Origin of the sequence: Azospirillum sp. ST 5-10 (assembly GCF_051225715.1) — a bacterium.
Lineage (GTDB): Bacteria > Pseudomonadota > Alphaproteobacteria > Azospirillales > Azospirillaceae > Azospirillum.
On the sequence record NZ_JBPJSP010000001.1, the window covers coordinates 280,756 to 305,202 of the forward strand.

The 24,447-nt window shown below is 72.0% G+C and carries 25 protein-coding genes; 12 read left to right on the top strand and 13 right to left on the bottom strand.

What is annotated here, in order from left to right:
- Window positions 1-5: 5 nt before the first annotated feature.
- From ACSBPG_RS01375 to ACSBPG_RS01390, 4 genes are all read right to left on the bottom strand, one after another.
- Window positions 6-533, bottom strand: a complete 528-nt coding sequence (locus ACSBPG_RS01375; RefSeq protein WP_435535295.1) for a universal stress protein — start codon at window positions 531-533, stop codon at window positions 6-8.
- 2 nt (window positions 534-535) lie between these two features.
- On the bottom strand, window positions 536-1,303 hold the full coding sequence (locus tag ACSBPG_RS01380; RefSeq protein WP_435535296.1) for a TIGR02186 family protein: 768 nt from the start codon (window positions 1,301-1,303) through the stop codon (window positions 536-538).
- Window positions 1,300-2,220 carry a sulfite exporter TauE/SafE family protein gene (locus tag ACSBPG_RS01385; protein ID WP_435535297.1) on the bottom strand — a complete coding sequence of 307 codons (921 nt, stop codon included), beginning with the start codon at window positions 2,218-2,220 and terminating at the stop codon, window positions 1,300-1,302. The genes ACSBPG_RS01380 and ACSBPG_RS01385 overlap by 4 nt, the downstream gene beginning before the upstream one ends.
- A 91-nt stretch (window positions 2,221-2,311) precedes the next feature.
- Window positions 2,312-3,307, bottom strand: coding sequence for an adenosine kinase (locus tag ACSBPG_RS01390; protein ID WP_435535298.1), 996 nt, complete (start codon window positions 3,305-3,307; stop codon window positions 2,312-2,314).
- 143 nt (window positions 3,308-3,450) lie between these two features.
- Between ACSBPG_RS01390 and ACSBPG_RS01395 the strand changes: the two genes are divergently transcribed.
- Together ACSBPG_RS01395 and ACSBPG_RS01400 are read left to right on the top strand one after the other, a co-directional pair.
- Window positions 3,451-4,128, top strand: a complete 678-nt coding sequence (locus ACSBPG_RS01395) for an EI24 domain-containing protein (RefSeq protein ID WP_435535299.1) — start codon at window positions 3,451-3,453, stop codon at window positions 4,126-4,128.
- Between the two features lie 357 nt (window positions 4,129-4,485).
- Window positions 4,486-5,058 carry a bactofilin family protein gene (locus tag ACSBPG_RS01400; RefSeq protein WP_435535300.1) on the top strand — a complete coding sequence of 191 codons (573 nt, stop codon included), beginning with the start codon at window positions 4,486-4,488 and terminating at the stop codon, window positions 5,056-5,058.
- Between the two features lie 30 nt (window positions 5,059-5,088).
- Here ACSBPG_RS01400 and nth read toward each other — a convergent pair whose 3' ends face one another.
- Window positions 5,089-5,748 carry an endonuclease III gene (nth, locus tag ACSBPG_RS01405; RefSeq protein WP_435535301.1) on the bottom strand — a complete coding sequence of 220 codons (660 nt, stop codon included), beginning with the start codon at window positions 5,746-5,748 and terminating at the stop codon, window positions 5,089-5,091.
- Window positions 5,749-5,804: 56 nt separating this feature from the next.
- Between nth and ACSBPG_RS01410 the strand changes: the two genes are divergently transcribed.
- Together ACSBPG_RS01410 and ACSBPG_RS01415 are read left to right on the top strand one after the other, a co-directional pair.
- Window positions 5,805-6,323: a DUF2244 domain-containing protein gene (locus ACSBPG_RS01410; RefSeq protein ID WP_435535302.1), complete on the top strand. Its 519-nt coding sequence runs from the start codon at window positions 5,805-5,807 to the stop codon at window positions 6,321-6,323.
- Window positions 6,324-6,397: 74 nt separating this feature from the next.
- Window positions 6,398-7,285: a bifunctional transcriptional activator/DNA repair enzyme AdaA gene (locus tag ACSBPG_RS01415; protein WP_435535303.1), complete on the top strand. Its 888-nt coding sequence runs from the start codon at window positions 6,398-6,400 to the stop codon at window positions 7,283-7,285.
- Between the two features lies 1 nt (window position 7,286).
- Here the strand turns inward: ACSBPG_RS01415 and mltA are convergent, their stop codons facing one another.
- Both mltA and ACSBPG_RS01425 read right to left on the bottom strand, forming a co-directional pair.
- Window positions 7,287-8,501: a murein transglycosylase A gene (gene mltA / locus ACSBPG_RS01420; RefSeq protein ID WP_435535304.1), complete on the bottom strand. Its 1,215-nt coding sequence runs from the start codon at window positions 8,499-8,501 to the stop codon at window positions 7,287-7,289.
- The gene (locus ACSBPG_RS01425) at window positions 8,498-9,175 is read right to left on the bottom strand and encodes a Tim44/TimA family putative adaptor protein (protein WP_435535305.1); all 678 of its coding nucleotides are present in this window, start codon (window positions 9,173-9,175) and stop codon (window positions 8,498-8,500) included. Before ACSBPG_RS01425 ends, mltA begins: the two co-directional genes overlap by 4 nt.
- A gap of 154 nt (window positions 9,176-9,329) precedes the next feature.
- Between ACSBPG_RS01425 and ACSBPG_RS01430 the strand changes: the two genes are divergently transcribed.
- Together ACSBPG_RS01430 and secB are read left to right on the top strand one after the other, a co-directional pair.
- Entirely contained in the window at window positions 9,330-9,860 is a 531-nt protein-coding gene (locus tag ACSBPG_RS01430; protein ID WP_435535306.1) for an FxsA family protein, read from the top strand.
- A 254-nt stretch (window positions 9,861-10,114) separates the two neighbouring features.
- Window positions 10,115-10,645 carry a protein-export chaperone SecB gene (secB, locus tag ACSBPG_RS01435; protein WP_435535307.1) on the top strand — a complete coding sequence of 177 codons (531 nt, stop codon included), beginning with the start codon at window positions 10,115-10,117 and terminating at the stop codon, window positions 10,643-10,645.
- Window positions 10,646-10,710: 65 nt separating this feature from the next.
- On the opposite strand, the gene rho is transcribed toward secB, so the two are convergent.
- Window positions 10,711-11,967, bottom strand: a complete 1,257-nt coding sequence (gene rho, locus ACSBPG_RS01440; protein WP_435535308.1) for a transcription termination factor Rho — start codon at window positions 11,965-11,967, stop codon at window positions 10,711-10,713.
- Window positions 11,968-12,513: 546 nt separating this feature from the next.
- Here rho and ACSBPG_RS01445 point away from each other — a divergent pair.
- Entirely contained in the window at window positions 12,514-15,225 is a 2,712-nt protein-coding gene (locus ACSBPG_RS01445) for a cation-transporting P-type ATPase (RefSeq protein WP_435535309.1), read from the top strand.
- Window position 15,226: 1 nt separating this feature from the next.
- On the opposite strand, the gene hemJ is transcribed toward ACSBPG_RS01445, so the two are convergent.
- Complete coding sequence (gene hemJ, locus ACSBPG_RS01450) at window positions 15,227-15,652, bottom strand: protoporphyrinogen oxidase HemJ (protein ID WP_435535310.1); 426 nt, start codon at window positions 15,650-15,652, stop codon at window positions 15,227-15,229.
- A gap of 30 nt (window positions 15,653-15,682) precedes the next feature.
- Window positions 15,683-16,729, bottom strand: a complete 1,047-nt coding sequence (hemE, locus tag ACSBPG_RS01455; protein ID WP_435535311.1) for a uroporphyrinogen decarboxylase — start codon at window positions 16,727-16,729, stop codon at window positions 15,683-15,685.
- 402 nt (window positions 16,730-17,131) lie between these two features.
- Here hemE and ACSBPG_RS01460 point away from each other — a divergent pair, with 402 nt between their 5' ends.
- From ACSBPG_RS01460 to dnaQ, 5 genes are read left to right on the top strand one after another with little or no spacing between them, the layout of a single operon-like run.
- Window positions 17,132-17,968 carry a pyruvate, water dikinase regulatory protein gene (locus ACSBPG_RS01460; protein WP_435535502.1) on the top strand — a complete coding sequence of 279 codons (837 nt, stop codon included), beginning with the start codon at window positions 17,132-17,134 and terminating at the stop codon, window positions 17,966-17,968.
- 3 nt (window positions 17,969-17,971) lie between these two features.
- A complete protein-coding gene (locus tag ACSBPG_RS01465; RefSeq protein ID WP_435535312.1) occupies window positions 17,972-18,604 on the top strand; it encodes a Maf family protein in 633 nt (210 codons plus the stop codon).
- Window positions 18,604-19,440, top strand: a complete 837-nt coding sequence (locus ACSBPG_RS01470) for a shikimate dehydrogenase (RefSeq protein ID WP_435535503.1) — start codon at window positions 18,604-18,606, stop codon at window positions 19,438-19,440. Before ACSBPG_RS01465 ends, ACSBPG_RS01470 begins: the two co-directional genes overlap by 1 nt.
- Window positions 19,441-19,447: 7 nt before the next feature.
- A complete protein-coding gene (gene coaE / locus ACSBPG_RS01475) occupies window positions 19,448-20,092 on the top strand; it encodes a dephospho-CoA kinase (protein ID WP_435535313.1) in 645 nt (214 codons plus the stop codon).
- A complete protein-coding gene (gene dnaQ, locus ACSBPG_RS01480) occupies window positions 20,085-20,762 on the top strand; it encodes a DNA polymerase III subunit epsilon (protein ID WP_435535314.1) in 678 nt (225 codons plus the stop codon). The genes coaE and dnaQ overlap by 8 nt, the downstream gene beginning before the upstream one ends.
- Window positions 20,763-20,765: 3 nt before the next feature.
- Here the strand turns inward: dnaQ and ACSBPG_RS01485 are convergent, their stop codons facing one another.
- The 3 genes from ACSBPG_RS01485 to ACSBPG_RS01495 are packed head-to-tail and all read right to left on the bottom strand — an operon-like array spanning window position 20,766 to window position 24,313.
- Entirely contained in the window at window positions 20,766-21,743 is a 978-nt protein-coding gene (locus ACSBPG_RS01485) for a quinone oxidoreductase family protein (protein ID WP_435535315.1), read from the bottom strand.
- A gap of 57 nt (window positions 21,744-21,800) precedes the next feature.
- Window positions 21,801-22,262: a methylated-DNA--[protein]-cysteine S-methyltransferase gene (locus tag ACSBPG_RS01490; protein ID WP_435535316.1), complete on the bottom strand. Its 462-nt coding sequence runs from the start codon at window positions 22,260-22,262 to the stop codon at window positions 21,801-21,803.
- Between the two features lie 5 nt (window positions 22,263-22,267).
- On the bottom strand, window positions 22,268-24,313 hold the full coding sequence (locus tag ACSBPG_RS01495; protein WP_435535317.1) for a thioredoxin domain-containing protein: 2,046 nt from the start codon (window positions 24,311-24,313) through the stop codon (window positions 22,268-22,270).
- Window positions 24,314-24,447: the final 134 nt, after the last annotated feature.

The window sequence follows — 24,447 nt, forward strand, 5'->3', positions numbered from 1 at the left end:
GGCGGTCAGGTTATGGCTTCGAGCTGCTCGTCGCTGAGGCCGCCCGGCACCACGGTCAGCGGGATGCCCAGCTTGCCGATGCCGCGGCCGGTGAAATAGGAGATCAGCGGCCCCGGCCCTTCGGGGCCGATCCCGGCGCCCAGCACCAGGATGGAGATGCCGGGTTCCTCCTCCATCAGCGCCATCAGCTCGTCGCGGCGGTCGCCCTCGCGGATGTAGAGGACCGGCAGGGTGCCGGTCATCGCCACCACCTCGCGGGCCAGCTTCTGCAAGGTCTGCTCCGCCTCGGTCCGCTGCTCCTCGCGCATCAGGTTCTCCACCGCCAGCCAGTGCTGCATCTCGCCCGGCTCGATGACGTAGAGCAGGGCGACGCGGCCGGCCGACTTCTTGGCGCGCAGGCAGGCGTAGCGCAGCGCGACCTTCAGCTCCGGGCTCTCGTCGACGACGACGAGGAAGATGCGCTGCGGCATGGCGGCCGGGGGGGTGGCCGGGGTGGCGGGATCGGCGGCTTCGGGGGCGGTCGGTTCGCTCATCGCTACACCTTTCGGAAGAGGGCTCCGGCCAACCAGCCGGCGGCCACGGCGCCGATCACCGCGACGACGCCGTACAGCAGCGGCTTGCCGCGGGCGAAATCGGTGACCTCGGCGCTGAAGCCCACCTTGGACACCACCAGCGGGGTGGTCTGGGCGCTGACCACCTCGCCGTTGCGGATCAGGAACACTTCCACGTTGTAGAGGCCCGTCGGCACATTGGCCGGAAAGTAGATGTTGGTGCGGAACAGCCGTTCGCCAAGGAAGTTCACCTCCGCCCGCTCGGCGCCGTAGAGCCCCTCGCGCTGCTTGTTGCGGATGAGCGCCGCGCGGAAGGCGACCAACTCGGCCGGCGGCAGCGGCTCGCTCGGTTCCAGGATCAGGTTGGCGGTGCCGATCTGGTGGCGTTCCAGCACGGGATCGCCGGCGAAGTCCTCCAGCGGCCGGCTGCTCGCCACGACGTAGTAGCTCGGCACCTGCTCGAACACCGCGCTGTTGCGGTTGACCCAGATGCCCGCGATGCGCGCCTTGCGGCGCACGGTGGCGTCGATGCGCGGACCGGTCACCACCACCGCCACGTCGCCCTCGCCGCCGGTGGAGCCGAACAGCACCACCTCGGTGCCGGTGAAGCCGGTGGTGATGGCGATGAGGTGGCTCGACAGGTCGGCGACCAGCGACTGGGCGCGCGCCGTCACCGCCAGGGCGAGCGCGGCGGCCAGCACCGCGCCGGCGAGTCCGCCGGCGACGACGGCCCCCCGGCGCACCAGGGTCATCGCACCACCCCGCTGCTCACGGTGAACAGGTCCTCCGGCGTCACCACCAGGTCCCAGGCGAGACGCAGCGCCACCGCCACCACCAGCAGGCCGAGCAGGGCGCGCGCCTGCTCGCCGCGCAGGTAGCCGCCGGCCTTGGTGCCGAACTGGGCCCCCACCACGCCGCCGACCAGCAGCAGGAGCGCCAGCATGACGTCGACGGTGTGGTTGGTGGCGGCGTGCAGCAGGGTGGCGATGGCGGTGGTGAAGATGATCTGGAACAGCGACGTGCCGGCCACCAGGGCGGTCGGCATGTTGAGCAGGTAGATCATCGCCGGCACCAGCATGAAGCCGCCGCCGATGCCCATGATCGCCACCAGCATGCCGCCGATGGCGCCGATCCCGGCCGGCAGCAGGGCCGAGATGTAGAGCTTGGAGCGGTGGAAGCGCATCTTCAGCGGCAGGCCGTGCAGCCAGATGTGGTGGTGCAGCTTGCCGCGGGTCGCCGTCGGCGAGCGCCGGCGCAGCAGCGCGCGGGTGCTCTCCGCCAGCATCAGCGAGCCGATGACGCCGAGGAAGAAGACGTAGCTGAGGCCGATGGCGATGTCGATCTGCCCCAGCCGCTGCAGGATGCCGAAGATCCACACGCCGATCGAGGTGCCGACCAGGCCGCCCAGCAGCATCACCACGCCCAGCTTGACGTCGACGTTGCCGCGCCGCCAGTGGGCCAGCACGCCCGACACGCTGGCGGCGACGAGCTGGTTGGACTGGGTGCCCACCGCCACCGCCGGCGGCACGCCGATGAAGATCAGCAGCGGCGTCATCAGGAACCCGCCGCCGACGCCGAACATGCCGGAGAGGAACCCGACCAGCCAGCCCATGACCAGCACGACCAGGGCGTTGACCGACATCTCGGCGATCGGCAGGTAGACTTGCATGGAGCGGGTCCGCGGCAGGCGAGGCGCAGGAGGGCGGCGGAAACCTTAGCGCAGCGCCCCCGCCAACCCAAGGCTTTACGGCATGCCGGCGTTACAGCACGCCCTTGGCGCGGACGAGCCCGGCCAGCGACACCTCCGGGCGGGCGCCGACGTGGCCGATGATCTCGGCCGCCGCGACGGCGCCGAGGCGGCCGCACACCGCCGGCGCCAGGCCGCGGGTGTAGCCGTAGAGGAAGCCGGCGGCGTAGAGGTCGCCGGCGCCGGTGGTGTCGACGACGTGGGCCACGGGATCCGCCGGCACCTCGTGCACCTCGCCGCCGGCGACGACGACCGCTCCCTTCTCGCTGCGCGTCAGGGCCGCCACCTTGCCGAGCCGCCGCACCGCCGCCAGCGCCTCCTCGAACCGGTCGGTGCCGTAGAGGGCGCCGATCTCGTGCTCGTTGGCGAACAGCACGTCGACGTGGTTCTCGACGAGGTCGAAGAACTCGCCGTGGTGGCGGTGGACGCAGAAGGCGTCCGACAGCGACAGCGACACCGCGCGGCCGGCGCCGTGGGCGATGCCGGCGGCCTTGCGGAACGCCTCCTTGGCGCGCGGCGGATCCCAGAGGTAGCCCTCCATGTAGGTCACCCGCGAGGCGGCGACGAGCGCCTCGTCGATGTCCTCCGGCCCCAGCTCGACGCAGGCGCCGAGATAGGTGTTCATGGAGCGCTGGGCGTCGGGCGTCACCAGGATCAGGCAGCGCGCGGTCGGCGCGCCGTCGTGCAGGGGGTCGGTGGCGAAGTGGACGCCGGCCGAGCGGATGTCGTGGCGGAAGACGGTGCCGAGCTGGTCGTTGCAGACCTTGCCGATGTAGGCGCCCGTGCCGCCCAGCGAGGCGAAGCCGGCCATGGTGTTGCCGGCCGAGCCGCCGGAGACCTCGATGCCGGGGCCCATGCGGCCGTACAGCTCCTCGGCCCGGGCGGCGTCGATCAGGGTCATCGCCCCCTTGTCGATGCCGTTGGCGGCGAGGAAGGCGTCGTCGGCATGGGCAATCACATCGACGATGGCATTGCCGATGCCGGTGACGTCGTACGCTGCGGCGTCCATGGGAACTCCTGATGTTGATGGCGGACCGTCGGGGTCGGCGGAGTATAGCGGGGCCGGGCGCCATCACAAGGCCGGCCGGCGCCCTTGCCGCGCCGCGGCGGCGTGGCTAGAACGTCGGGGGTGTCCGCGAAGGAGGAACCGCCATGATCCGCGCGCTGGTGCTCGGGTTCTCGCAACTGTCGGATCCGGCGTCGCGCCGCATCGTGCTGATCGGCGTCATCGGGGCGTTGGCGGCGTTCGTCGGCCTGTTCGTCCTGGTGGAATGGCTGCTGCTGGGCACCGCCCTGACCGACTGGGCCTGGATCGACGCCGCCATCGACGTGCTGGGCGGCCTGCTCGTGCTGATCGCCGCCTGGGTGCTGTTCCCCGGTGTCGTCGCGGCGGTGTCCAGCCTGCTGCTGGACGAGGTGGTGGACGCCGTGGAGCGCCGCCACTACCCGGGCCTGCCGCCGGCCTCGTCGCCGGGGTGGCTGGTCGAGTTCGGCACGGCGCTGCGCTTCCTGGCCGTCGTGGTGGCGGTGAACCTGGTGGCGCTGCCGTTCTACATCGCGGCACCGGGGTTGAATCTCGCCGTCTATTACCTCGTCAACGGCTATCTCCTGGGGCGTGAGTACTACGAATTGGTGGCGATCCGCCGCGTCGGCCGCCGCGGCGCCGCGCAGGCCCGGCGCGAAGCGGGCCTGAGACCTTTTGTGGCCGGTGTCATTATCGCCTTCCTTTCGACGGTCCCGGTGCTGAATCTGTTCGTCCCGGTCATTGCGACGGCCTTCGTGGCGCACGTCTTTCATTCCAAGAATGGCCACTTGCGGCCGCCGGGATGACCGTGATAACCCGCTTTCATGGTCTTCGCGCGGACCATGGCGCGGTCACCGAAGACGCCCATCCGACCTGACCAGAACCAGGGGACTTCCTGCATGCTGTTCGGACGAAAGACCCCGCCGGCCGGCTCGCCCAAGCTCGCGGGCGCCGACACAGCCGGAGCCGCCGCGCCGACCTTGGCGCCCGCGGCTCCGGCGCCGACACCACTCCCGCCGACCGCCGAGATCCCGTACCCGGACGAACCCACTGCGGAGTCCCCTGGCTCGGCCGTGGTCCCCGCGCCTTCGCATTCGCCGGCGTCGCCGCAGCCGAGCTTGGCGCCGACGCTCCGCTCGCCCTACTCCGACAAGGCTTCCGACATGAACACCGCACCGCCCAAGCCGCCGACCTCGCCCGCCGCCGCCCCGGCCTTCAAGGCCGACATCCCGCGCCGCATGGTGGACATGCCGGGTGCCGTGCCGCGGCGCCCCGAAGCCGCCCCGGCCGCCGCCGCGCCGGCACCGGCGCCGGTTGCCCCGCCGCCTGCTCCCGCCCCCGCGGCGACCGTCGAACAGCGCCGCCTGACCGTCGGCCGCGACATCTCCCTGTCCGGCGAGATCGCCTCGTGCGACGTGCTGGTCGTCGAGGGCACCGTCGAGGCCAAGCTGCGCGACGGCCGCAACATCGAGATCGCCGAGTCCGGCCTGTTCAAGGGCTCGGTCGAGATCGACGAGGCCGACATCGGCGGCCGCTTCGAAGGCGACATCAAGGTGCGCGGCCGTCTGCGCGTGCGCTCCACCGGCAAGATCAACGGCTCGATCCGCTACGGCGAGCTGGAGGTCGAGGCCGGCGGCCGCCTCATCGGCGACATCCAGGTGTTCAGCCCGGCCGCCGGCGGCACGGCGGCGCCGGCGGCGGCCGCGCCGACCCCGGAGATGGCCCCGGCGGAGTGAACCGTCCGCGCCCGCGGCCCTGACCCGACATCAGCCCGGCACGGCCGCCGCCGTGCCGGGCTTCGTCTTGTCCGGATAGGCGCAGAGGTCGCGCACCGCACAGACCGGGCAGTCCGGCCGCCGCGCCTTGCAGACGTAGCGCCCGTGCAGGATCAGCCAGTGGTGGGCGTGCCGGCGGTAGGGCGGCGGCACCACCGCCAGCAGGCGCCGCTCCACCGCCTCGGGGGTCTTGCCCGGGGCCAGGCCGGTGCGGTTGGCGACGCGGAAGATGTGCGTGTCGACCGCCATCGTCTCCTCGCCCCAGGCGACGTTGAGCACCACGTTGGCGGTCTTGCGGCCGACGCCGGGCAGCGCTTCCAGCGCGTCGCGGTCGCGCGGCACCTCGCCGCCGTGGTCGCGCTCGAGGATCTCCGACAGCTTGATGACGTTCTTGGCCTTGGTGTTGAAGAGGCCGATGGTCCTGATGTGCTGGCGCAGCCCCTCCTCGCCGAGCTCCAGCATCTGGCGCGGCGTGCGCACCCGCTCGAACAGGGCGCGGGTCGCCTTGTTGACGCCGGCGTCGGTGGCCTGCGCCGACAGCACGACGGCGACCAGCAGGGTGAAGGGGTTGACGTATTCCAGCTCGCTCCTGGGTTCCGGGTTGGCGGCGGCCAGGCGGCGGAACAGTTCTTCGACGGCGGGGGTTTCCATGGGGCCGACTGTAGCCGGCTTTACGGGAAACGCAATCGGGGGCAGGATCGACGACCATGAACGGCAGCGACGACCAGGCCCGCCAGACGGGCGTCCGCGTCTTCTTCGACGCCATCCTGCACCCCCACCGCAGCCTGGGGCGCACCGGCTTCCTGGTGCTGATGACGGCGGTGGTGCTGGTCAGCGCCGGCGTCGGCGTCCTCTTCCTGATGCAGGGGGCGTGGCCGGTCACCGGCTTCTTCGGCCTCGACGTGCTGCTGCTCTACTGGGCGTTCCGCGCCAACTACCGGTCGGCGCGGCGCTACGAGCGGGTGCGCCTGACCGAGGCCGACCTGACGGTGCAGCGGGTGGCCTGGCGGCAGCCGGAACGGCTGTGGCGCTTCCAGCCCAACTGGCTGCGGGTGACGATGGACGACCCGCCGCGGCACGAAAGCCAGGTGACCCTGTCCTCGCACGGCCAGTCGGTGGTGGTCGGCTCCTTCCTCAGCCCCGAGGAGCGGGCGGACTTCGCCCGGGCGCTGCGTCGCGCCCTCGACGCCTGGCGCCGCCCGCCCTGCCGTCCCAGCCCGGTGTAGGACGGCGCAAGAAACGGGTTGGAGCGCCGCCGGCAGCGCGCCACAGTCGTCGGCGTGAACCGGGGAGACCTGCCATGTCCTGCCTCCATCCCATCGACGATCCCGCCGACGCGCGCCACCACCGCGCCATCGCCGGCGCCATCCGCCACATGGTCGAGCACTGGGCGGAGCAGCCGACGCTGGAGGATCTGGCCGCCGCCGCCGGCATGAGCCCGTTCCATTTCCAGCGCCTGTTCAGCCGCTGGGTCGGCATCAGCCCGAAGCGCTTCGTCCAGTTCCTGACCCTCGACCGCGCCAAGCGTCTGCTGGAGGAGAACCGCAGCGTGCTCGACACCGCGCTCGACGTCGGCCTCTCGGGACCGTCGCGCCTGCACGACCTGTTCGTGTCCTGCGAGGCGATGACGCCCGGCGAGTACAAGGCGCTGGGCCACGGCCTGACCATCCGCTGGGGCCTGCACGACTGCCCGTTCGGGCGCGCCCTGATCGCCGCCACCGACCGCGGCGTGTGCTGGCTGAGCTTCTCCGACGCCGAGGACGGGGCCGACGCCCGCGCCGAGTTCGCCGCCGCCTGGCCGGCGGCGCGGCTGGTGGAGGACGCCGACGCCACCGCCCCGCTGGTGGCGCGGGTGTTCGCCCCGGCGGCGGCCGGCGGCGAGCCGATCCGCCTGCTGCTGCGCGGGACCAACTTCCAGATCAAGGTCTGGGAGGCGCTGCTGCGCATTCCGGAAGGAGCGGTGGTCAGCTACGAGGACGTCGCCCGCGCCATCGGCCAGCCGACGGCGTCGCGGGCGGTGGGCGCCGCCGTGGGGCGCAACCCGGTGTGCGTGCTGATCCCCTGCCACCGGGTGATCCAGAAGTCGGGGGTCGTCCACAACTACCGCTACGGGGTGCCGCGCAAGCGCGCCCTGCTCGCCTGGGAGCAGGCCCGCCGCGCCGACGACGACGGCTGCGCCGCGGCGTGACCTACGCCCGCGGCTCGACGCCGCGCGGCAGCAGCAGGAAATAGCCGCCGCGGCTCTTCATCGCCCCGGCGCGCCGTTCCGCCTCGTCGCCGTAGCCCCAGAAGACGTCGCCGCGCACCGGCCCGCGGATGGCGCCGCCGGTGTCCTGGGCGATCAGCAGGCGCTGCAGGCGCGCCCCGCCGTCCAGCGGATCCTCGGCGTCGAGCCACACCGGCACGCCGTAGGGCACGAAGCGGCGGTCGACGGCGAGGCTGCGGCCGGCGGTCAGGGTCACCCCCTGGGCCCCCGTCGGCCCCTCGCCGCCCAACTCGCGGAAGAAGACGTAGGACGGGTTGAGGTTCATCACCCCGTCGGCCTCGGCGGGGTGGGCCCGCAGCCAGTCGCGGATGGACTGGAGCGAGACCTCCTCGCGGGTGAGGGCGCCGCGGTCGATCAGCGCCTTGCCGATGGCGAAGTAGCGGTGCCCGTTCTGGCCGTCGTAGCCGACGCGGACCTGGCTGCCGTCGCGCAGGGTGATGCGGCCCGAGCCCTGGATCTGCAGGAAGAAGGCGCCGATCGGATCGTCGACCCACAGCAGCTCCAGCCCCTTGCCCTTCAGCGCCCCGGCCTCGATCGCCGCGCGGTCCTCGTACGGCTTGAGCGCGCCGTCGACGACCCGGCCGGCGATGCGTTCGCCTTTCCAGCGGTCGGAAAAGGCGGCGAGGTCGACGGTCACCAGATCCGGCGGCCGCCGGTAGAGCGCGGCGGGAAAGTCGAGGTTCGGCGTGCGCGAGCCCCTGAGCTCCACCTCGTAGTAGCCGGTGAAGAGTCCGGCGCGCTCCTCGCCGTTGGCGGCGGCGTAGGGGGTGAACCATTCCTCGAAGAAGGCGCGCGCCGTGGCGTCGTCGCCGGGCGGCAGGGCCGCCAGCCTCTCGCACGGCGGCCGCCAGTCGGCGACCGTCCCGGCGACGCCGTCCGGCCCGACCGGCCGGTCGTCCGGCTTGCCCTTCAGCGTCGCGCAGGAGCGTGCCAGGGCGGGCACCGCCTCGGCCACGCGGTCGGCCGACCAGCCGGGCAGCGCCTCGTAGGCGACGCGGGTGAGGGTCAGGCGATCGGGCGTCGGCTCGGGCTCGCTGGCGCGCTCGCAGGCACCGAGCGCCAAGGCGGCGAGAACGGCGGCGATCCCGAACGCCCGGGGCTGCCGGACGCCCGGGAACGGCGGGCGGAGGCGGATCACGACGGGGTGCGGGTCTCGACCAGAGCCCAGTTGGGATCGCGCGACCGCGTGTCGCGGGCGAAGGTCCAGATGTCGACCACCTCGACCGCCGTGTTGGGATCGCCGTCGACGATGGCGCCGTTGGCGTCGCGGGTGACGTTCACCTGATGGGAGACGAACTTCACCGACACCAGCGCGGTGCGCCCGTCGAGCCGGGCCTCGGCGACGTCGGCGTCCTCGATGCTCTCGATGCGGGTCTCCAGGGTCTCCCCGGCCGCCTGGCGCTCGCGGATGGCACGGGCGAAGTTCTCGTACACGTCGTCGGACAGCAGCGGCCGCAGCGCCGCGGTGTCGCCCCGCGCGAAGGCGTCGACGATCATCTCGAACGCGGCGCGGGCGCCCTGGAGGAAGCGCTTCTCGTCGAAGTTCGGGTCGACGCCGGCGATCTGGGCGATGGCGGCGGCGAGCGACAGGGGCTCGTCCGGCGAGGCCGGCTCGCTCGGCTGGCCGCGGGGCCGGCCGGGCATCGTCACCACGTTGTCGGGGCGTCCCTGGTCCGGCCGCGGCGCGTAGGGATTCGGCCGCTGCCGCTCCTCGCCGTTGCGGCGGCCGAGCACGCTGCGCAGCCGGTAAACCAGGAAAGCCGCGATCATCGCGAATATGACGATCTCGATGAACACGAATCCATCACCCATCGGCGCGGTCCTTGTGGGTTTGCCCTGGACCCCCCGGCAGGCTGTGACTAAGTGTACCCAAAGGGTGCCCACCAGACGAGGTGCCCGGTTTCGGTACGGGCGGTGTTTCCTCCCGACTACATAGGGGCTTGGGTCCCAAAGAGCAAGGATGGGCATGAATCCGCTGTTGCTGTTCCTTCTACTCCCGCTGGTGGAAATCGCGGTGTTCATCCAGGTCGGATCGTGGATCGGCGTGCTGCCGACCATTGGCCTGATCCTGCTGGCCGGCCTCGCCGGCACCGTCCTGCTGCGCCGCCAGGGCCTGGCCGTCCTGCGCGAGGCCCAGGCCTGCACCGACCGCGGCGAGCTGCCGGTGGACGCGGTGTTCCGCGGCTTCTGCATCGTCGCCGGGTCGATCCTGCTGATCATCCCCGGCTTCGTCACCGACCTCCTCGGCATCCTGCTGTTCGTGCCGCCGCTGCGGGCGGCGCTCGGCCGCTGGATGCTGGAGCGGATGCGCGGGCGCGGCGACCTGCGGGTGTGGACGAACGGCCGCGAGACGGACCCGCGCCGGCCCTCGCCGGGCCGGGTGATCGACGTCGAGTACGAGGAGGTGCATCCCCGCGACGGGAACGACGGGGCGGCGCCGCGGTTGGAGGAGTCACGCTGGCGGCCCGCGCGCGACGATTCCGACCGGCGCGGCTGAGCAGCCTTTCCCAACCCCGCCGGCAGGGCGGCGGGCGCCGAAAACCCGCAGGGCGACTCGGACAGAAGGCGGCACAGCGCGGAGCCGGCGGCTTCGCCCCGGCCCGGCCGCAGGCGGCCCGATCCGGGGAGGCCCGCTCGGCGCCGACGACCACGTCCGGGCGGGCGGCAGCGGGTTGCCGGCTACAAGGATCCGTGCTAGCCAGCCCCAGGCTCAACCCCTGAAATGGCCGGTTGCCGGCCAGGAGTTCCATCATGTCCGACCAACCGACGGCCGCCGGCAACGGTGCCGGCGAGAACGCCCAGGGCGGCGCCAGCGCCATGCCGGTGCACATCCTCGCCCAGTACATCAAGGACTTCTCGTTCGAGAACCCGAACGCGCCGCAGAGCCTGATGCCGGGCCAGCCGCAGCCGCAGGTCAACATCGGCGTCGACGTGCAGGCGCGCCTGGCCGCCGAGAACGTCTACGAGGTGGTCCTCCACCTGCGCTGCGAGGCCAAGCAGAACGAGAACACCGCCTTCCTGGTCGAGCTGGCCTACGGCGGCCTGTTCCAGCTGCCGGGCCTGGCCCCGGAGCATCACCGCCCGGTGCTGATGATCGAGGGGCCGCGCCTGCTGTTCCCGTTCGCCCGCGCCATCGTCGCCGAGGCCACCCGCGACGGCGGCTATCCGCCGCTGATGATCAATCCCATCGACTTCGCCGACCTGTTCCGCCGCCAGATCGCCGCGCAGGCCGGCCAGGCCCAGGGCGGCGAGGCGAAGCCGGAAGGCCAGCCGCCGTTCTGAACGGCCGGGCGCCGGGCGCCTGAAAACCGACGCGGGGGCTTGCGGCCCCCGCGTCTTTTTTTCGCCTACTGGTTCATCGATTCGAAGAAGTCGGCGTTGGACTTCGTGTACTTCAGCTTGTCGACGAGGAAGTCGACGGCGTCGGTGACCCCCATCGGCATGAGGATGCGGCGCAGGATCCACATCTTCGACATGGTGCCGCGGTCGACCAGCAGCTCCTCCTTGCGGGTACCCGACTTGGAGACGTCGATCGCCGGGAAGGTGCGCTTATCCGAGAGCTTGCGGTCGAGGACGATTTCCGAGTTGCCGGTGCCCTTGAACTCTTCGAAGATCACCTCGTCCATGCGGCTGCCGGTGTCGATCAGGGCGGTCGCGATGATGGTCAGCGACCCGCCCTCCTCGATGTTGCGGGCGGCGCCGAAGAAGCGCTTGGGCCGCTGCAGGGCGTTGGCGTCGACGCCGCCGGTCAGCACCTTGCCGGAGCTCGGCACCACCGTGTTGTAGGCGCGCGCCAGGCGGGTGATGGAGTCGAGCAGGATGACGACGTCGCGCTTGTGCTCGACCAGCCGCTTGGCCTTCTCGATCACCATCTCGGCGACCTGGACGTGGCGGGCCGCCGGCTCGTCGAAGGTGGAGGAGATCACTTCGCCTTGCACCGACCGCGCCATGTCGGTCACCTCTTCCGGCCGCTCGTCGATGAGCAGCACGATCAAGTAGGCCTCGGGGTGGTTGGTGGCGATGGAGTGGGCGATGTTCTGCAGCATCACCGTCTTGCCGGTGCGCGGCGGCGCGACGATCAGCCCGCGCTGCCCCTTGCCCAGGGGTGCCACCAGGTCGATGATGCGGCCGGTGTAGTTCTTCTTCGTGGGATCCTCGACCTCCATGCGCAACCGCTCGTCGGGATAGAGCGGCGTCAGGTTGTCGAAGTTGATGCGGTGGCGCACCTTCTCCGGCGCGTCGAAGTTGATCGTGTTGACCTTGAGCAGCGCGAAGTAGCGCTCACCGTCCTTGGGCGCCCGGATCTGCCCTTCCACCGTGTCGCCGGTGCGCAGGCCGAAACGGCGCACCTGGCTGGGGCTGACGTAGATGTCGTCGGGACCGGGAAGATAGTTGGCCTCCGGCGAGCGCAGGAACCCGAACCCGTCCTGCAGCACCTCCAGCACCCCGTCGCCGAAGATCGGAACGTCGTTCTCGGCCAGCTGCTTGAGGATGGCGAACATCATGTCCTGCTTGCGCAGGGTGCTGGCGTTCTCGATCTGAAGCTCCTCCGCGAACGCCAGAAGCTCTGCGGGGCTCTTGCACTTCAACTCTTGGAGATGCATCGGTGGCCTATGGACATGATCGGTCGGATGATTCGGGAGGATGGCCCTGGCCGGCGGGGGGTGCGCCGGGGGAAGACGGCGTCGGCGAAAGGCCGACGGAGTCGGTCGCCGTAGCCGGCGAATGGCGAGGGCCGGTACGCCGGAGTTGACGCTGAAAGCGTGGTATCGCCGGGTAGGATGGAACGTCCGCGGGTCGTCGAGCCCCGCGGTACACATTGGGTAGCGGATCGGGCCCTTCAAGTCAAACGAAAGAGGAGGCGGGTCGAAGGACTTCGGCCCGTGCGGCAACGCGCCGCCGACGGTTCCGGCGCGACGGCCGCCAAGGCCCTTCGCCGTCGAGTGGTGCCGATTTCCAGACATATCGCACTGATTGCGTACCCCGCAAGAGCCATGGCGTCCATCGCACCGTGCATCCCGATCTCCCCGTCGCCGGCGGCCGCTCCCGGCCCGTTCGGGATTTTTGTCGCAGGGTCTGGCGATGGCGGCGCCGTCTCACGACGTCTGAGGCATCCCTTTCCCCACCGGACCGTTCCGAGGAGCCGCAGGATGAGCCCGCTCGACACCGGATCCCTCGACGCCCCCTGGCACGCCCGCTCCGCCGACGAGACGCTCGACGCCCTCGACAGCCCCGACGGCGGCCTGACCGCCGCCCAGGCGGCGGACCGGCTCGCGCGCTTCGGCGCCAACCGCCTGACCCCGCCCAAGCGCCGCTCGGCGCTGATGCGCTTCCTGGTGCAGTTCGACAACATCCTGATCTACGTGCTGATCGGTGCCGGCCTCGTCAGCCTGCTGCTGGGCGAGCTGACCGACGCCGGGGTGATCGCCGGGGTGGTCCTGATCAACGCGCTGATCGGCTACGTCCAGGAGGGCAAGGCCGAACAGGCGCTGGACGCCATCCGCGGCATGCTGTCGCCCCATGCGACGGTGCTGCGCGACGGCCACCAGCTCGCCCTGCCCGCCGAGGAGCTGGTGCCCGGGGACCGGGTGATCCTGGCCTCGGGCGATCGCGTGCCGGCCGACCTGCGGATCGTGCGGGCCAAGGGGCTGCGCGTGCAGGAGGCGGCGCTGACCGGCGAATCCCTCCCCGTCGCCAAGACCACCCTCGCGGTGGCGGAGGACGCGGCGTTGGGCGACCGCACCGGCATGGCCTATTCCGGCACCCTGGTGGTCCAGGGGCAGGGCCTCGGCGCGGTGGTCGCCACCGGCGACCGCACCGAGATCGGCCGCATCGGCACCCTGCTGGCCGAGGTGCAGACCCTGACGACCCCGCTGCTGGCGCAGATGGCGGTGTTCGGGCGCCGGCTGTCGGCGGTGATCCTGGCCACCGCGGCGGCGACCTTCGCCTACGGCACCGTCCTCGACGGCCAGCCCTGGCCGGAGATGGTGATGGCGGCGGTCGGGCTGGCGGTGGCGGCGATCCCCGAAGGCCTGCCGGCGGTGATGACCATCACGCTCGCCATCGGCGTCACCCGGATGGCCCGGCGCAACGCCATCATCCGCCGTCTGCCGGCGGTGGAGACCCTGGGCTCGGTCGGCGTGGTGTGCTCGGACAAGACCGGCACCCTGACCCGCAACGAGCTGACGGTGCAGACCGTCGCCACCCTCGACGCCACCTTCGCCGTCAGCGGGATCGGCTACCGCCCGGACGGCCGCTTCCTGCTCGACGGCGGCGACGTCGAGCCCGGCGAGAACCACATCCTGACGGAGATCGCCCGCGCCTGCCTGCTGTGCAACGACGCCGACCTCCACCGCGACGGCGACGGCGAATGGCGGCTCGCCGGCGACCCGACGGACGGCGCCCTGCTGGCGCTCGCCCTCAAGGCCGGCCTGGATCCCGAGGGCGAACGCGGCCATCGTCCGCGCGGCGACGTCATCCCCTTCGAGTCCGAGCACAAGTTCATGGCCACCCTGCACCATGACCACGAGGGGCACGGCGTCGTCTACGTCAAGGGTGCGCCGGAACGGGTGCTGACCATGTGCAGCCAGGTCCTGGGCCCGGGCGGGCCGGTGCCGCTGCAGGCCGACGCCTGGCACGCCCGCGTCGACGCGCTGGCCGGTGACGGCCAGCGGGTGCTGGCGATCGCCGGCCGCCCTGCCCTGCCCGGCTCCACCGAGCTGGAGATGTCCGACCTCGAGGAAGGCCTCACCCTGCTCGGCCTGTGCGGCCTCATCGACCCGCCCCGCGAGGAGGCGGTCGCCGCCGTGGCGGCCTGCCGGGCCGCCGGCATCCGGGTGAAGATGATCACCGGCGACCACGCGGTGACGGCGCGCGCCATCGGCCGCCGTTTCGGGCTGGCCGCCGACGGGCGGTCGCTGACCGGCCCGGAGCTGGACCGCATCGCCGACGCCGATCTGGTGCGCGCCGCCGAGGAGACCGACGTCTTCGCCCGCACCACGCCGGAGCACAAGCTGCGCCTGGTGAAGGCGCTGCAGAGCACCGGCCACACCGTGGCGATGACCGGCGACGGGGTCAACGACGCGCCGGCCCTGAAACGGGCCGACGTCGGCGTCGCCATGGGGCGCAAGGGCACCGAGGCCGCCAAGGAGGCGGCCGCCATGGTGCTGGCCGACGACAACTTCGCCTCAATCGCCCACGCCGTCGAGGAAGGGCGCACCGTCTACGACAACCTGCGCAAGACCATCCTGTTCATGCTGCCGACCAACGGCGGCCAGGCGCTGGTCATCCTGGTGGCCGTGCTGGCCGGCTACACCCTGCCCATCACCCCGGTGCAGATCCTCTGGGTCAACATGGTGACGGCGGTGACCCTGGGGCTGGCGCTGGCCTTCGAGAAGCCGGAGGCGGACGTCATGAAACGGCCGCCGCGGCCGCCGCAGGAAGGCATCCTGCCGGCCGTCCTCGTCGTGCGCATGGTGCTGGTGGCGGTGCTGCTGCTCGCCGCGAGCTTCGGCTTCTTCCTCTACGAGGAGGCGCGCGGATCGACCCTGGAGCGGGCCCGCACCATGGCGGTCAACGCGCTGGTGCTGGGCGAGGTGTTCTTCCTGCTGAACGCCCGCGCCGTCCACGCCTCGGTGCTGAACCGCTCCGGCCTGTTCGGCAGCCGGCCGGTGTGGATCTCCATCGCCCTGATCGTCGCCCTGCAGCTCGCCTTCACCTACGCCCCGCCGATGAACGCCCTGTTCGGGACGGCGCCGATCGGGCCCGTCGACTGGGCGGCGATGGCCGGCGGCGGCGTCCTCCTGTTCCTCATCGTCGAGGCGGAGAAGGCGCTGCGCCGGCGGCCGGCCGGGGCGGCGTGACTCAGAACGGCTTGACGATGACGAGGATGACGATGCCGATCATCAGCAGGGTCGGCACCTCGTTCATGATGCGGAAGTAGCGCTGAGGGTGGGTGTTGCGGTCCTCGGCGAAGGCGCGGCGCCAGCGCGCCATCATCCCGTGCATGACCGTCAGCAGCACGACCAGCAGCAGCTTGGCGTGCAGCCAGCCGTCGCTGAGCCAGCCGGGGAGGATCACCAGCATCCAGATCCCGAAGACGTAGGAGGCGATCATCGCCGGCGTCATGATGGCGCGCAGCAGCCGGCGCTCCATCACCTTGAACTTCTCCGAGGCCGGCGAACCCGGCGCCACCTCGCAATGGTAGACGTAGAGGCGCGGCAGGTAGAGCAGCGCCGCCATCCAGGCGATGATGCTGATGACGTGCAGCGCCTTGACCCATTCGTACACCGGTGCCCTCCTGCGTCGGTTTCTCGCGTCTCAACCCTTGGCCGGCCAGGCGCGCAGCTGGCGGGCCAGCTGGGCCACGTGCTCCGGCGGCGTCTTCTGGGTGATCCCGTGGCCGAGATTGAAGATGAACGGCCGCCCGGCCAGCGCCTCGAGGATCTCGGCAACCGCCGCCTCCTGCGCCGCGCCGCCCGCCACCAGCATGATGGGATCGAGGTTGCCCTGCACCGGCAGGCGCGGCTGCAGGGTGCGCGCCGCCCACAGCGGCGGCACGGTGGTGTCGAGGGCGACGGCGTCGACGCCGCTGTCGCTGACGTAATCCTCGTAGAGCAGCCCGGCCCCGCGCGGGAAGCCGATGACCGGAACGGCGGGGTGGCGCGCCTTGACGCGGGCGACGACGGCCCGCGTCGGCTCGATGACGAGGCGGCGGAAGGCGCTGGCCGGCAGCACGCCGGCCCAGCTGTCGAACAGCTGCACCACCTCGGCACCGGCATCGACCTGCGCCGAGAGATAGTCGGCGGTGACCTCGACCAGCAGGTCGATCAGCGCGGCGAATCCCTTGGGATCGGCGTAGGCCCAGCTCTTGATCGCCGCGAACTCCTTGCTGCCTCCGCCCTCCACCATGTAGGTGGCGACCGTCCAGGGCGCGCCGGCGAAGCCGATCAGCGCCACCTCCGGCGGCAGGGAGCGCGACAGGCGCCGCACCGTCTCGTAGACCGGGGCCAGGCACTCGTGGAACCGCTCGCGGCTCAACCGGCCGAGGTCGGCGGCACCGCGCACAGGCTCCAGCTTCGGCCCCTCGCCCTCCAGATAGTCGAGCCGCTGGCCCAGCGCGTGGGGCACCACCAGGATGTCCGAGAACAGGATCGCCGCGTCCATGCCGTAGCGGCGGATCGGCTGCAGGGTGACCTCCTCGGCCAGCTCCGGGTTGTAGCAGAGGTCGAGGAAGCTGCCGGCCCGGGCGCGGACCTCGCGGTATTCCGGCAGGTAGCGACCGGCCTGGCGCATCAGCCAGAAGGGCGGGCGTTGGCTGACGGCGCCGGCGAGGGTGGCGAGGAGCGGCTTGCGGGATTCCGGCACCGGCTGGTCCTTCGTCGGAGGATCGGTCTTGGCTCTCCCCTATCTCACTATTCTTTTTAGAAGGGGATTGGAAGAGGATGCGGATCCCTGTGGATAACGGTGATCCCGGGTGATCCCGGATCCGTCCACAGGCGGGCGACGGTGCGCCGCAGGGTTTCCCGGCGCTGTGGACGACTCCGCGGCGATCGGGCCTGCGGTGAGGAATCGCGGGGGTTGGAAGGACGGGAGTCGTGGGGATAAACTGACCCGGCGGGACGGCTGTTCCCAGGTTCCGGACCGTGCCGGGGATCCGTCCCGCTGGGCACGGCGCGGGGGGTGGAACACCCGCGACCGGGCACGGATCCGCCGGACGCCGGGATATCCACAGGTTGGCCCACGTTTTCCCACAGCATGTTGGGGATGATGAAAGAGTTTCACCTACATCTGGTATCCGATGCGACGGGGGAGACGATCAACAGCGTGGCCCGCGCCTGCGTGATCCAGTTCGACCAGGTCCGTCCGATCGAGCATTTCTGGAACCTGGTGCGGACCGAGCGGCAGCTCGACATGGTGATCGACGGCATCAAGTCGCATCCCGGGCTGGTCATGTTCACCCTGGTGGACGAACCGCTGCGCCGCCGCCTGCAGGACGTCTGCCGCGAGCTGCAGGTTCCCTGCATCCCCGTGCTCGACCCGCTGATCAACGCGCTGGCGGCCCATCTCGGGCTGGAATCGCAGCGCCAGCCGGGCCGTCAGCACGCCCTCGACGCCGAGTATTTCGGGCGCATGGACGCCATGGAGTTCGCGCTGTCGCACGACGACGGCCAGTCCACCTGGGACCTGCACGAGGCGGACGTGCTGCTGATGGGGGTGTCGCGCACTTCCAAGACGCCGACCTGCATCTATCTCGCCAACCGCGGCATCAAGGCGGCGAACATCCCGATCGTGCCGGGCTGCCCGTTGCCGCCGGAGATCGAGAAGCTCACCCGGCCGCTCATCGTCGGGCTGACCAAGGATCCCGACCGGCTGATCCAGATCCGTCGCAACCGCCTGAAGCTGCTGAACCAGGGGGAGACCTCCACCTACGTCGATCCCGAGGTGGTGCGGCGCGAGGTCCAGGAGGCCCGGCGGATGTTCAGCCGGCGCGGCTGGCCGGTGATCGACGTGACCCGGCGCTCCATCGAGGAGACGGCGGCGGAGATCATGATGCTGCTGGCCCGCCGCCACGGCGGCGGCGCGGCGCCGGCGGCGGGGGCCTGAGGCGTGGCCGAGCCGGCCGACGGCGGTCCGGCGGAGGCCGTCCCGGCGCTGGTGCTGGCGTCGGCCTCGGCGGCGCGGGCGGCGATGCTGGCCCAGGCCGGCGTGCCCGTGGTGCGTGATCCGGCCGACGTCGACGAGGCGCCGGTCAAGCGCTCCTGCCGGGACGCCGGCGTCGGCGTGCAGGCGGCGGCCGAGGCGCTGGCCGAGCTGAAGGCGCGCCACGTGGCGCGGCGCCATCCCGGCGCCCTGGTGCTGGGCGCCGACCAGATGCTGGAGTGCGACGGCGTGTGGCTCGACAAGCCGGGCGACCGCGAACAGGCGCGTGCCCAGCTCCGCACCCTGCGCGGCCGCACCCATCGCCTGATCAGCGCCGCCGTGGTGGTGCGCGACGGCCGGCGGCTGTGGCACCGGGTGGACGGGGCGCGGCTGACCATGCGGCCGTTCAGCGACCGCTTCCTCGAGGAGTATCTCGACGCCGCCGGCGACGCGGTCCTCGGGTCGGTCGGCGCCTACCAGCTGGAGGGCCTCGGCGCCCAGCTCTTCGACCGGGTCGAGGGGGACTTCTTCACCATCCTCGGGCTGCCGCTCCTGCCGGTGCTCGAGTTCGCGCGGACACAGGGGATCCTCACGGAATGATCATCAGCGGCAAAGCGCGGCTGGCCGGCGTCATGGGCTGGCCGGTCGGCCATTCGCGGTCGCCCCGCCTGCACGGGTTCTGGCTGGAGCGCTACGGCATCGACGGCGCCTATGTGCCGCTGGCGGTGCCGCCGCACCGGGCCGTCGAGGCGATCCGTGCCCTGCCCGCCCTCGGCTTCCGCGGCTGCAACGTCACCGTGCCGCACAAGGAGGCGGCGGCGGCGGCGGTCGACCGGCTGGACGGGACGGCGCGGCGCATGGGCGCGGTGAACACCATCGTCGTCGGCGAGGACGGTGCGCTGGAGGGCCGCAACACGGATGGCTTCGGGTTCCTGGAGAACCTGCGGGCGGGCGCGCCGGGGTGGCGGGCCTCCGACGGGCCGGCGGTGGTGGTGGGCGCCGGCGGCGCGGCCCGCGCCGTCGTCGCGGCGCTGCTCGACGACGGCGCGCCGGCCGTCGTGCTGGTCAACCGCACCCGCGAGCGGGCCGAGGCCCTGGCGGCCGACATCGGCGGGCACGTCGCCGTCGCCGATTGGGTTTCACGTGAAACGCTGCTGAGCGACGCCGCGCTGCTGGTCAACACGACGACCCAGGGCATGGCCGGGCAGCTCGCCCTCGACCTCCCGCTCGACGCCCTGCCGGGCTCCGCCGTCGTCACCGACATCGTCTACACCCCGCTGGAGACGCCGCTGCTCGCCGCCGCGGCGGCGCGGGGCAACCGCACGGTGGACGGCCTCGGCATGCTGCTGCACCAGGCGCGGCCCGGCTTCGCCGCCTGGTTCGGCCGGGAGCCCGAGGTGGACGAGGAGCTTCGCCGCTTCGTGCTGGGAGGGTGACCCGGCAATGATCGTCCTCGGCCTGACCGGCTCCATCGGCATGGGCAAGAGCACGGCGGCGCGGATGCTGGAGGGGATGGGCGTGCCGGTGTGCGACTCCGACGCCGTCGTCCACCGTCTCCTGGGCCGCGGCGGCGCCGCCGTCCGCGCCATCGCCGCGGCCTTCCCCGGGGCCGTGCGCGACGGTGCCGTCGACCGCCGGGCGCTGGGCGCCGCGGTGTTCGGCGACCCGGCGGCGCTGAAACGGCTGGAGCGGATCCTCCACCCGCGGGTGCGTGCGGCGCAGGAGCGGTTTCTCGCCGCCGCGGCGCGGCGCGGCGTGGCGGTGGCGGCGCTCGACGTCCCGCTGCTGTTCGAGACCGGCGGCGACCGGCGGGTCGACCGGACCGTGGTGGTGACGGCGCCGGCGGCCGTCCAGCGGGCGCGGGTCCTGGCACGACCGGGCATGACGCCAGAGACGTTCGCCGCTATTCTGTCGCGCCAGACGCCGGACGCCGAAAAGCGCCGCCGCGCCGACTACGTCGTTCCGACGGGGGCGGGAAAGCGGCGGACGCGGGCGGCTCTGGCCGACATGCTTGCCGACGTGAAAGGCCGGCGCGGCCGTCATTGGCCGCCGCGCGGCTACCAGCCGGGGATGAGGACCCATGCGTGAGATCGTTCTGGACACCGAGACGACCGGCTTCAAGCCCGAGGAGGGCCACCGCATCGTCGAGATCGGCTGCGTGGAGCTGGTGAACCACGTCCAGACCGGCGAACGCTTCCACGTCTACATCAACCCGCAGCGCGCGATGCCGGCGGAAGCCGCCGCGGTGCACGGGCTGACCGACGACTTCCTGGCGGACAAGCCGCTGTTCACCGAGGTGGTGGCCGATTTCCTCGCCTTCATCGGCGAGGCGCCGCTGGTGATCCACAACGCCGCGTTCGACATGGCCTTCCTCAACGCCGAGCTGGGCTGGGCGGGGTTCGGCGCGCTGGCCGGCAGCCGCGCGGTGGACACCCTGGCGCTGGCGAAGCAGAAGTTCCCGGGATCCCCGGCCACCCTGGACGCGCTCTGCAAACGCTTCGGCGTCGACAACTCCGGCCGCTCCTACCACGGCGCCCTGCTCGACGCCCAGCTCCTGGCCGAGGTCTATCTCGAGCTGCGCGGCGGCCGGCAGGCCGGGCTGGCGCTGGCCGCCGGACCGGCCGCCCGCAGCGACGGCGCGGTCCGCGTCACCCGCACGGCGCGGCCGCCGCGGCCGCACGCGGCGAGCGAGGAGGAGCTGGCCGCCCACGCCGAGCTCCTCAAGGCGCTCAAGAATCCACTCTGGCTGGCGGAATAGGCGTTACGGCAGCAGCACCGTCGAGCCGGTGGTGCGCCGGCTCTCCAGGGCACGGTGGGCCTCGGCGGCCTCGCGCAGCGGAAAGGTCTGGCGGACCTCGATCCGCACCGCGCCGGCGTGCACCACCTCGAACAGGTCGGCGGCGCTCGCCATCAGCTCCTCGCGCTTGGCGGTGTAGGAGAAGATCGTCGGCCGCGTGACGTAGAGCGATCCCTTGGCCGCCAGCACCTGGAGGTCGAGCGGCGGCACCGGCCCGGACGCGGCGCCGTAGAGCACCATCAGCCCGCGCGGGCGCAGGCAGTCCAGGCTGTCCATGAAGGTTGTCTTGCCGACGCCGTCGTAGACGACGGGAACGCCCTCGCCGCCGGTCAGCGCCTTGACCCGCTCCATGAAGTTCTCACGCGTGTAGACGATGGGATGGTCGCAGCCGTGGGCCCGGGCGAGCTCTGCCTTCTCGTCGGAACCGACGGTGCCGATCACCGTCGCGCCGAGGTGCTTGGCCCACTGGCACAGGATCAGGCCGACCCCGCCGGCGGCGGCGTGGACCAGGACCGTCTCGCCGGCCTGCACCCGGTGGGTGGAGCGCAGCAGCGCCTGGGCGGTCATGCCCTGCAGCAGCATGCCGGCGGCCTGCTCGTCCTGGATCCAGCTCGGCAGCGGGATCAGGCGGTCGGCCGGCATCACCCGCGCCTCGGCGTAGGAGCCCATGGGGCCGGGCGCGTAGCCGACCCGGTCGCCGGCCGCCAGCGTGGTGACGCCGGGGCCGACCGCCTCGACCACGCCGGCGCCCTCGACCCCGAGGACCGCCGGCATCGCCGGCAGCTTGTAGACGCCGGACCGGTGATAGGTGTCGATGTAGTTCAGCCCGACCGCCGTGTGGCGCAGCCGGACCTCGCCGGGGCCGGGGTCGCCGACCGTCACCTCCTCCCAGCGCAGGACCTCCGGACCGCCGTGCTCGTGGATGCGGATGGCGTGCACCATGTGTCTCTGTTCCCCTTGTCGTCGTTCGTTGTCGTCTCGTCCCGCACTCGCTCGGCCTCACGCGGTGGCGAGGGCCGCGGCGCGCTCATGGTCGAGCAGCCAGGCCTTGGTGTCCAGACCGCCGAAGCCGGAATAGCCCCCGGGCCCCGCGCCGGCGACGACACGGTGGCAGGGAATCACGATGGGGATGGGATTACGCCCGCACGCACCGCCCACCGCCCGCGCGGCGGTGCCGAGCGAGCGGGCGAGGTCGCCGTAGCTGGCGACCCGTCCGAAGGGGATCTCCGCCATCGCCTGCCAGACCCGGTGTTGGAAGGGTGTGCCGCGGGGGTTCAGCGGCAGGGCGAAGCGGATGCGCCGCCCGGCGAAATATTCCGCGAGCTGCTCCGCGGCCAGATCGAGCACGGGGTCGGCGTCGCCGCCCGCCGGCCCGGTGCACCAGCCGACGGCGGTCAGGGCGCCGTCGGCGGCGGTCAGGAGCAGGGGCCTGAGGGGGCTGTCGATGATGCGAGTCGCCATGTCCGTCATCTCCCTTGCGCGCGTCCCTGGTCGAGCCCGGCGTCGAGCGCGGCGGCGAGCGCCGCCGGATCGCCGACCGGCGGCGAACAGGCCATGCCGGTGCAGACATAGGCGGTCGCCCGGCCACCGATCATACCCTTTCCGTGGGCCGGATGGGATGGCGGCAGCGCCGCGTCCGGCGCCACGGTCTGGAGGATGCGGTTGGGCAGCGACCGGCCGAGCACGGTGCGGCGCAGCCCGGCGAGGGCATCGTCGTCGGGCGGGCCGACCAGCACGACCAGCAGCGGCTCGTGCAGCAGCTCGGTGTTGTTGAGCAAGGTCGGCAGGGGAAAGAAGTTGCGCGCGAGTTCGCCGGCGAAGGCGCCGACCAGCGCGTCGGCGCGCCGCCGGTAGGCGTCCTCGCCGGTCAGGTGCCAGAGGCGGGCGAGCACCCCGACCATCACCCCGTTGCCGCTGGGGACGGCGGAATCGTGCGCGTTCTTGGTGCGCACGATGAGGTTCTCGGCGTCGTCGGCGGTGAAGAAGTAGCCGCCGGCGTCGTCGTCCCAGTAATGGCGGTCGAGGGCGGCGACCCAGGTGCGGGCGTGGTCGAGATAGGCGCCCTCCCCGGTGGCCTCGGCCAGCGCCAGGGCGGCGCGCGCCATCTGGGCGTGATCGTCGAGGGTGCCCGGGTGCTTGAGCTGGCCGGCCCGCCAGCTGTGGCCGAGCCGGTCGCCCACCGCCATGCGTTCGGCCACGAAGGCGAAGGCGCGCCGGGCGGCGGCCAGCCAGTCCGGCTCGTCGAACACGGCGGCCGCCTCGGCGAGGGCGGCGATCATCAGGCCGTTCCAATCCGCCAGCACCTTGTCGTCCCAGCCCGGCCGCACCCGCCCGGCGCGGGCGTCCAGCAGGACGCGCCGCTGCGCGGCCAGCGCCGCCTCGGCCGCCGCATCGCCCAGGGTCGGGTTGTCGAGGCGGTTGAGGATGGTGGCACCCTCGAAATTGCCGTGCGGGGTGACGCCGTACGCTGCTTTGAAGGCGGCCGCACCGGGACCGAGCAGCCCGTCGATCTCGGCCTCGCTCCACACGTAGAAGCGCCCCTCCTCCCCTTCGCTGTCGGCGTCGAGCGTGCTGGCGAAGCCGCCGCCGTCGGCGACCATCTCCCGCAGCAGCCAGCCCACCGTCTCGCGCACCCGGGTCTCGAACAGCGGATGCCGCGTCTCCTGCCAGACCAGGGTCAGCAGCTCGACGAGCTGGGCGTTGTCGTAGAGCATCTTCTCGAAGTGCGGCACCAGCCAGCGCTCGTCCACGGAGTAGCGGGCGAAGCCGCCGCCGAGATGGTCGTAGATGCCGCCCTGGGCCATCCGGGTGAGCGTGGTCGTCACCGCCTCGCGGTAGGCCGGGCGCCCGGTGCGCCGCCAGGCGCGCCACAGCAGCGTGAAGATCGGCACCTGCGGGAACTTCGGAGCGCTGCCGATGCCGCCATGGACCGGGTCGACCTCGCGGGCCAGCCGCTCGGCCACCTGGTCGATCACCGCCGGGTCGATGCCGTCGCCGGAGCGGTTCTCCCCCAGCTTCGCCAGGGCGTCGGCCAGTGCCGTGACGTTGCGGCGCACCTTGTCCGGTTCCCGGCGGTAGGTCTCGGCGACCCCCTGGAGCACGTCGACGAAACCGGGCCGGCCATAGCGCGAGGTGGGCGGGAAGTAGGTGCCGCCCCAGAACGGCTCCGCCTCCGGGGTCAGGAACATGGTGAGCGGCCAGCCGCCGGGCTGCCCCAGCACCGCCAGCGCGCTCTGGTAGATGTGGTCGACGTCCGGCCGTTCCTCGCGGTCGACCTTCACGCTGACGAACAGCTCGTTCATCACCGCGGCGATGTCGGGGTTCTCGAAGCTCTCGTGGGCCATCACGTGACACCAGTGGCACGCGGCGTAGCCGACCGAGAGCAGGATGGGCTTGCCCTCCGCGCGGGCCCGGGCGAAGGCGTCGGGTCCCCACGGCATCCAGTGCACGGGATTGTCCCGGTGCTGGAGCAGATAGGGGCTCGTCTCCCGGCCGAGGAGGTTGGCGGTCATGGCGGGCATCCCTTTGCTGGTCTTGAATGGTCGAGCCAGTAAGGATGGCGCCGGCCTGCCGATTGCGCCAGGGGTGCCTATCTGTATAGTGGGGCGCGAGCCGGAGCCGCGCTCGCCCCCGCACAACGACGGCA

Excerpts from the sequence above, each read along its gene's own strand:
- ACSBPG_RS01375 (WP_435535295.1), bottom strand. The coding sequence starts at position 533 with ATGAGCGAACCGACCGCCCCCGAAGCCGCCGATCCCGCCACCCCGGCC.
- ACSBPG_RS01380 (WP_435535296.1), bottom strand. The coding sequence starts at position 1,303 with ATGACCCTGGTGCGCCGGGGGGCCGTCGTCGCCGGCGGACTCGCCGGC.
- ACSBPG_RS01385 (WP_435535297.1), bottom strand. The coding sequence starts at position 2,220 with ATGCAAGTCTACCTGCCGATCGCCGAGATGTCGGTCAACGCCCTGGTC.
- ACSBPG_RS01390 (WP_435535298.1), bottom strand. The coding sequence starts at position 3,307 with ATGGACGCCGCAGCGTACGACGTCACCGGCATCGGCAATGCCATCGTC.
- ACSBPG_RS01395 (WP_435535299.1), top strand. The coding sequence starts at position 3,451 with ATGATCCGCGCGCTGGTGCTCGGGTTCTCGCAACTGTCGGATCCGGCG.
- ACSBPG_RS01400 (WP_435535300.1), top strand. The coding sequence starts at position 4,486 with ATGAACACCGCACCGCCCAAGCCGCCGACCTCGCCCGCCGCCGCCCCG.
- nth (WP_435535301.1), bottom strand. The coding sequence starts at position 5,748 with ATGGAAACCCCCGCCGTCGAAGAACTGTTCCGCCGCCTGGCCGCCGCC.
- ACSBPG_RS01410 (WP_435535302.1), top strand. The coding sequence starts at position 5,805 with ATGAACGGCAGCGACGACCAGGCCCGCCAGACGGGCGTCCGCGTCTTC.
- ACSBPG_RS01415 (WP_435535303.1), top strand. The coding sequence starts at position 6,398 with ATGTCCTGCCTCCATCCCATCGACGATCCCGCCGACGCGCGCCACCAC.
- ACSBPG_RS01425 (WP_435535305.1), bottom strand. The coding sequence starts at position 9,175 with ATGGGTGATGGATTCGTGTTCATCGAGATCGTCATATTCGCGATGATC.
- ACSBPG_RS01430 (WP_435535306.1), top strand. The coding sequence starts at position 9,330 with ATGAATCCGCTGTTGCTGTTCCTTCTACTCCCGCTGGTGGAAATCGCG.
- secB (WP_435535307.1), top strand. The coding sequence starts at position 10,115 with ATGTCCGACCAACCGACGGCCGCCGGCAACGGTGCCGGCGAGAACGCC.
- rho (WP_435535308.1), bottom strand. The coding sequence starts at position 11,967 with ATGCATCTCCAAGAGTTGAAGTGCAAGAGCCCCGCAGAGCTTCTGGCG.
- ACSBPG_RS01445 (WP_435535309.1), top strand. The coding sequence starts at position 12,514 with ATGAGCCCGCTCGACACCGGATCCCTCGACGCCCCCTGGCACGCCCGC.
- ACSBPG_RS01460 (WP_435535502.1), top strand. The coding sequence starts at position 17,132 with ATGAAAGAGTTTCACCTACATCTGGTATCCGATGCGACGGGGGAGACG.
- coaE (WP_435535313.1), top strand. The coding sequence starts at position 19,448 with ATGATCGTCCTCGGCCTGACCGGCTCCATCGGCATGGGCAAGAGCACG.
- dnaQ (WP_435535314.1), top strand. The coding sequence starts at position 20,085 with ATGCGTGAGATCGTTCTGGACACCGAGACGACCGGCTTCAAGCCCGAG.
- ACSBPG_RS01485 (WP_435535315.1), bottom strand. The coding sequence starts at position 21,743 with ATGGTGCACGCCATCCGCATCCACGAGCACGGCGGTCCGGAGGTCCTG.
- ACSBPG_RS01490 (WP_435535316.1), bottom strand. The coding sequence starts at position 22,262 with ATGGCGACTCGCATCATCGACAGCCCCCTCAGGCCCCTGCTCCTGACC.
- ACSBPG_RS01495 (WP_435535317.1), bottom strand. The coding sequence starts at position 24,313 with ATGACCGCCAACCTCCTCGGCCGGGAGACGAGCCCCTATCTGCTCCAG.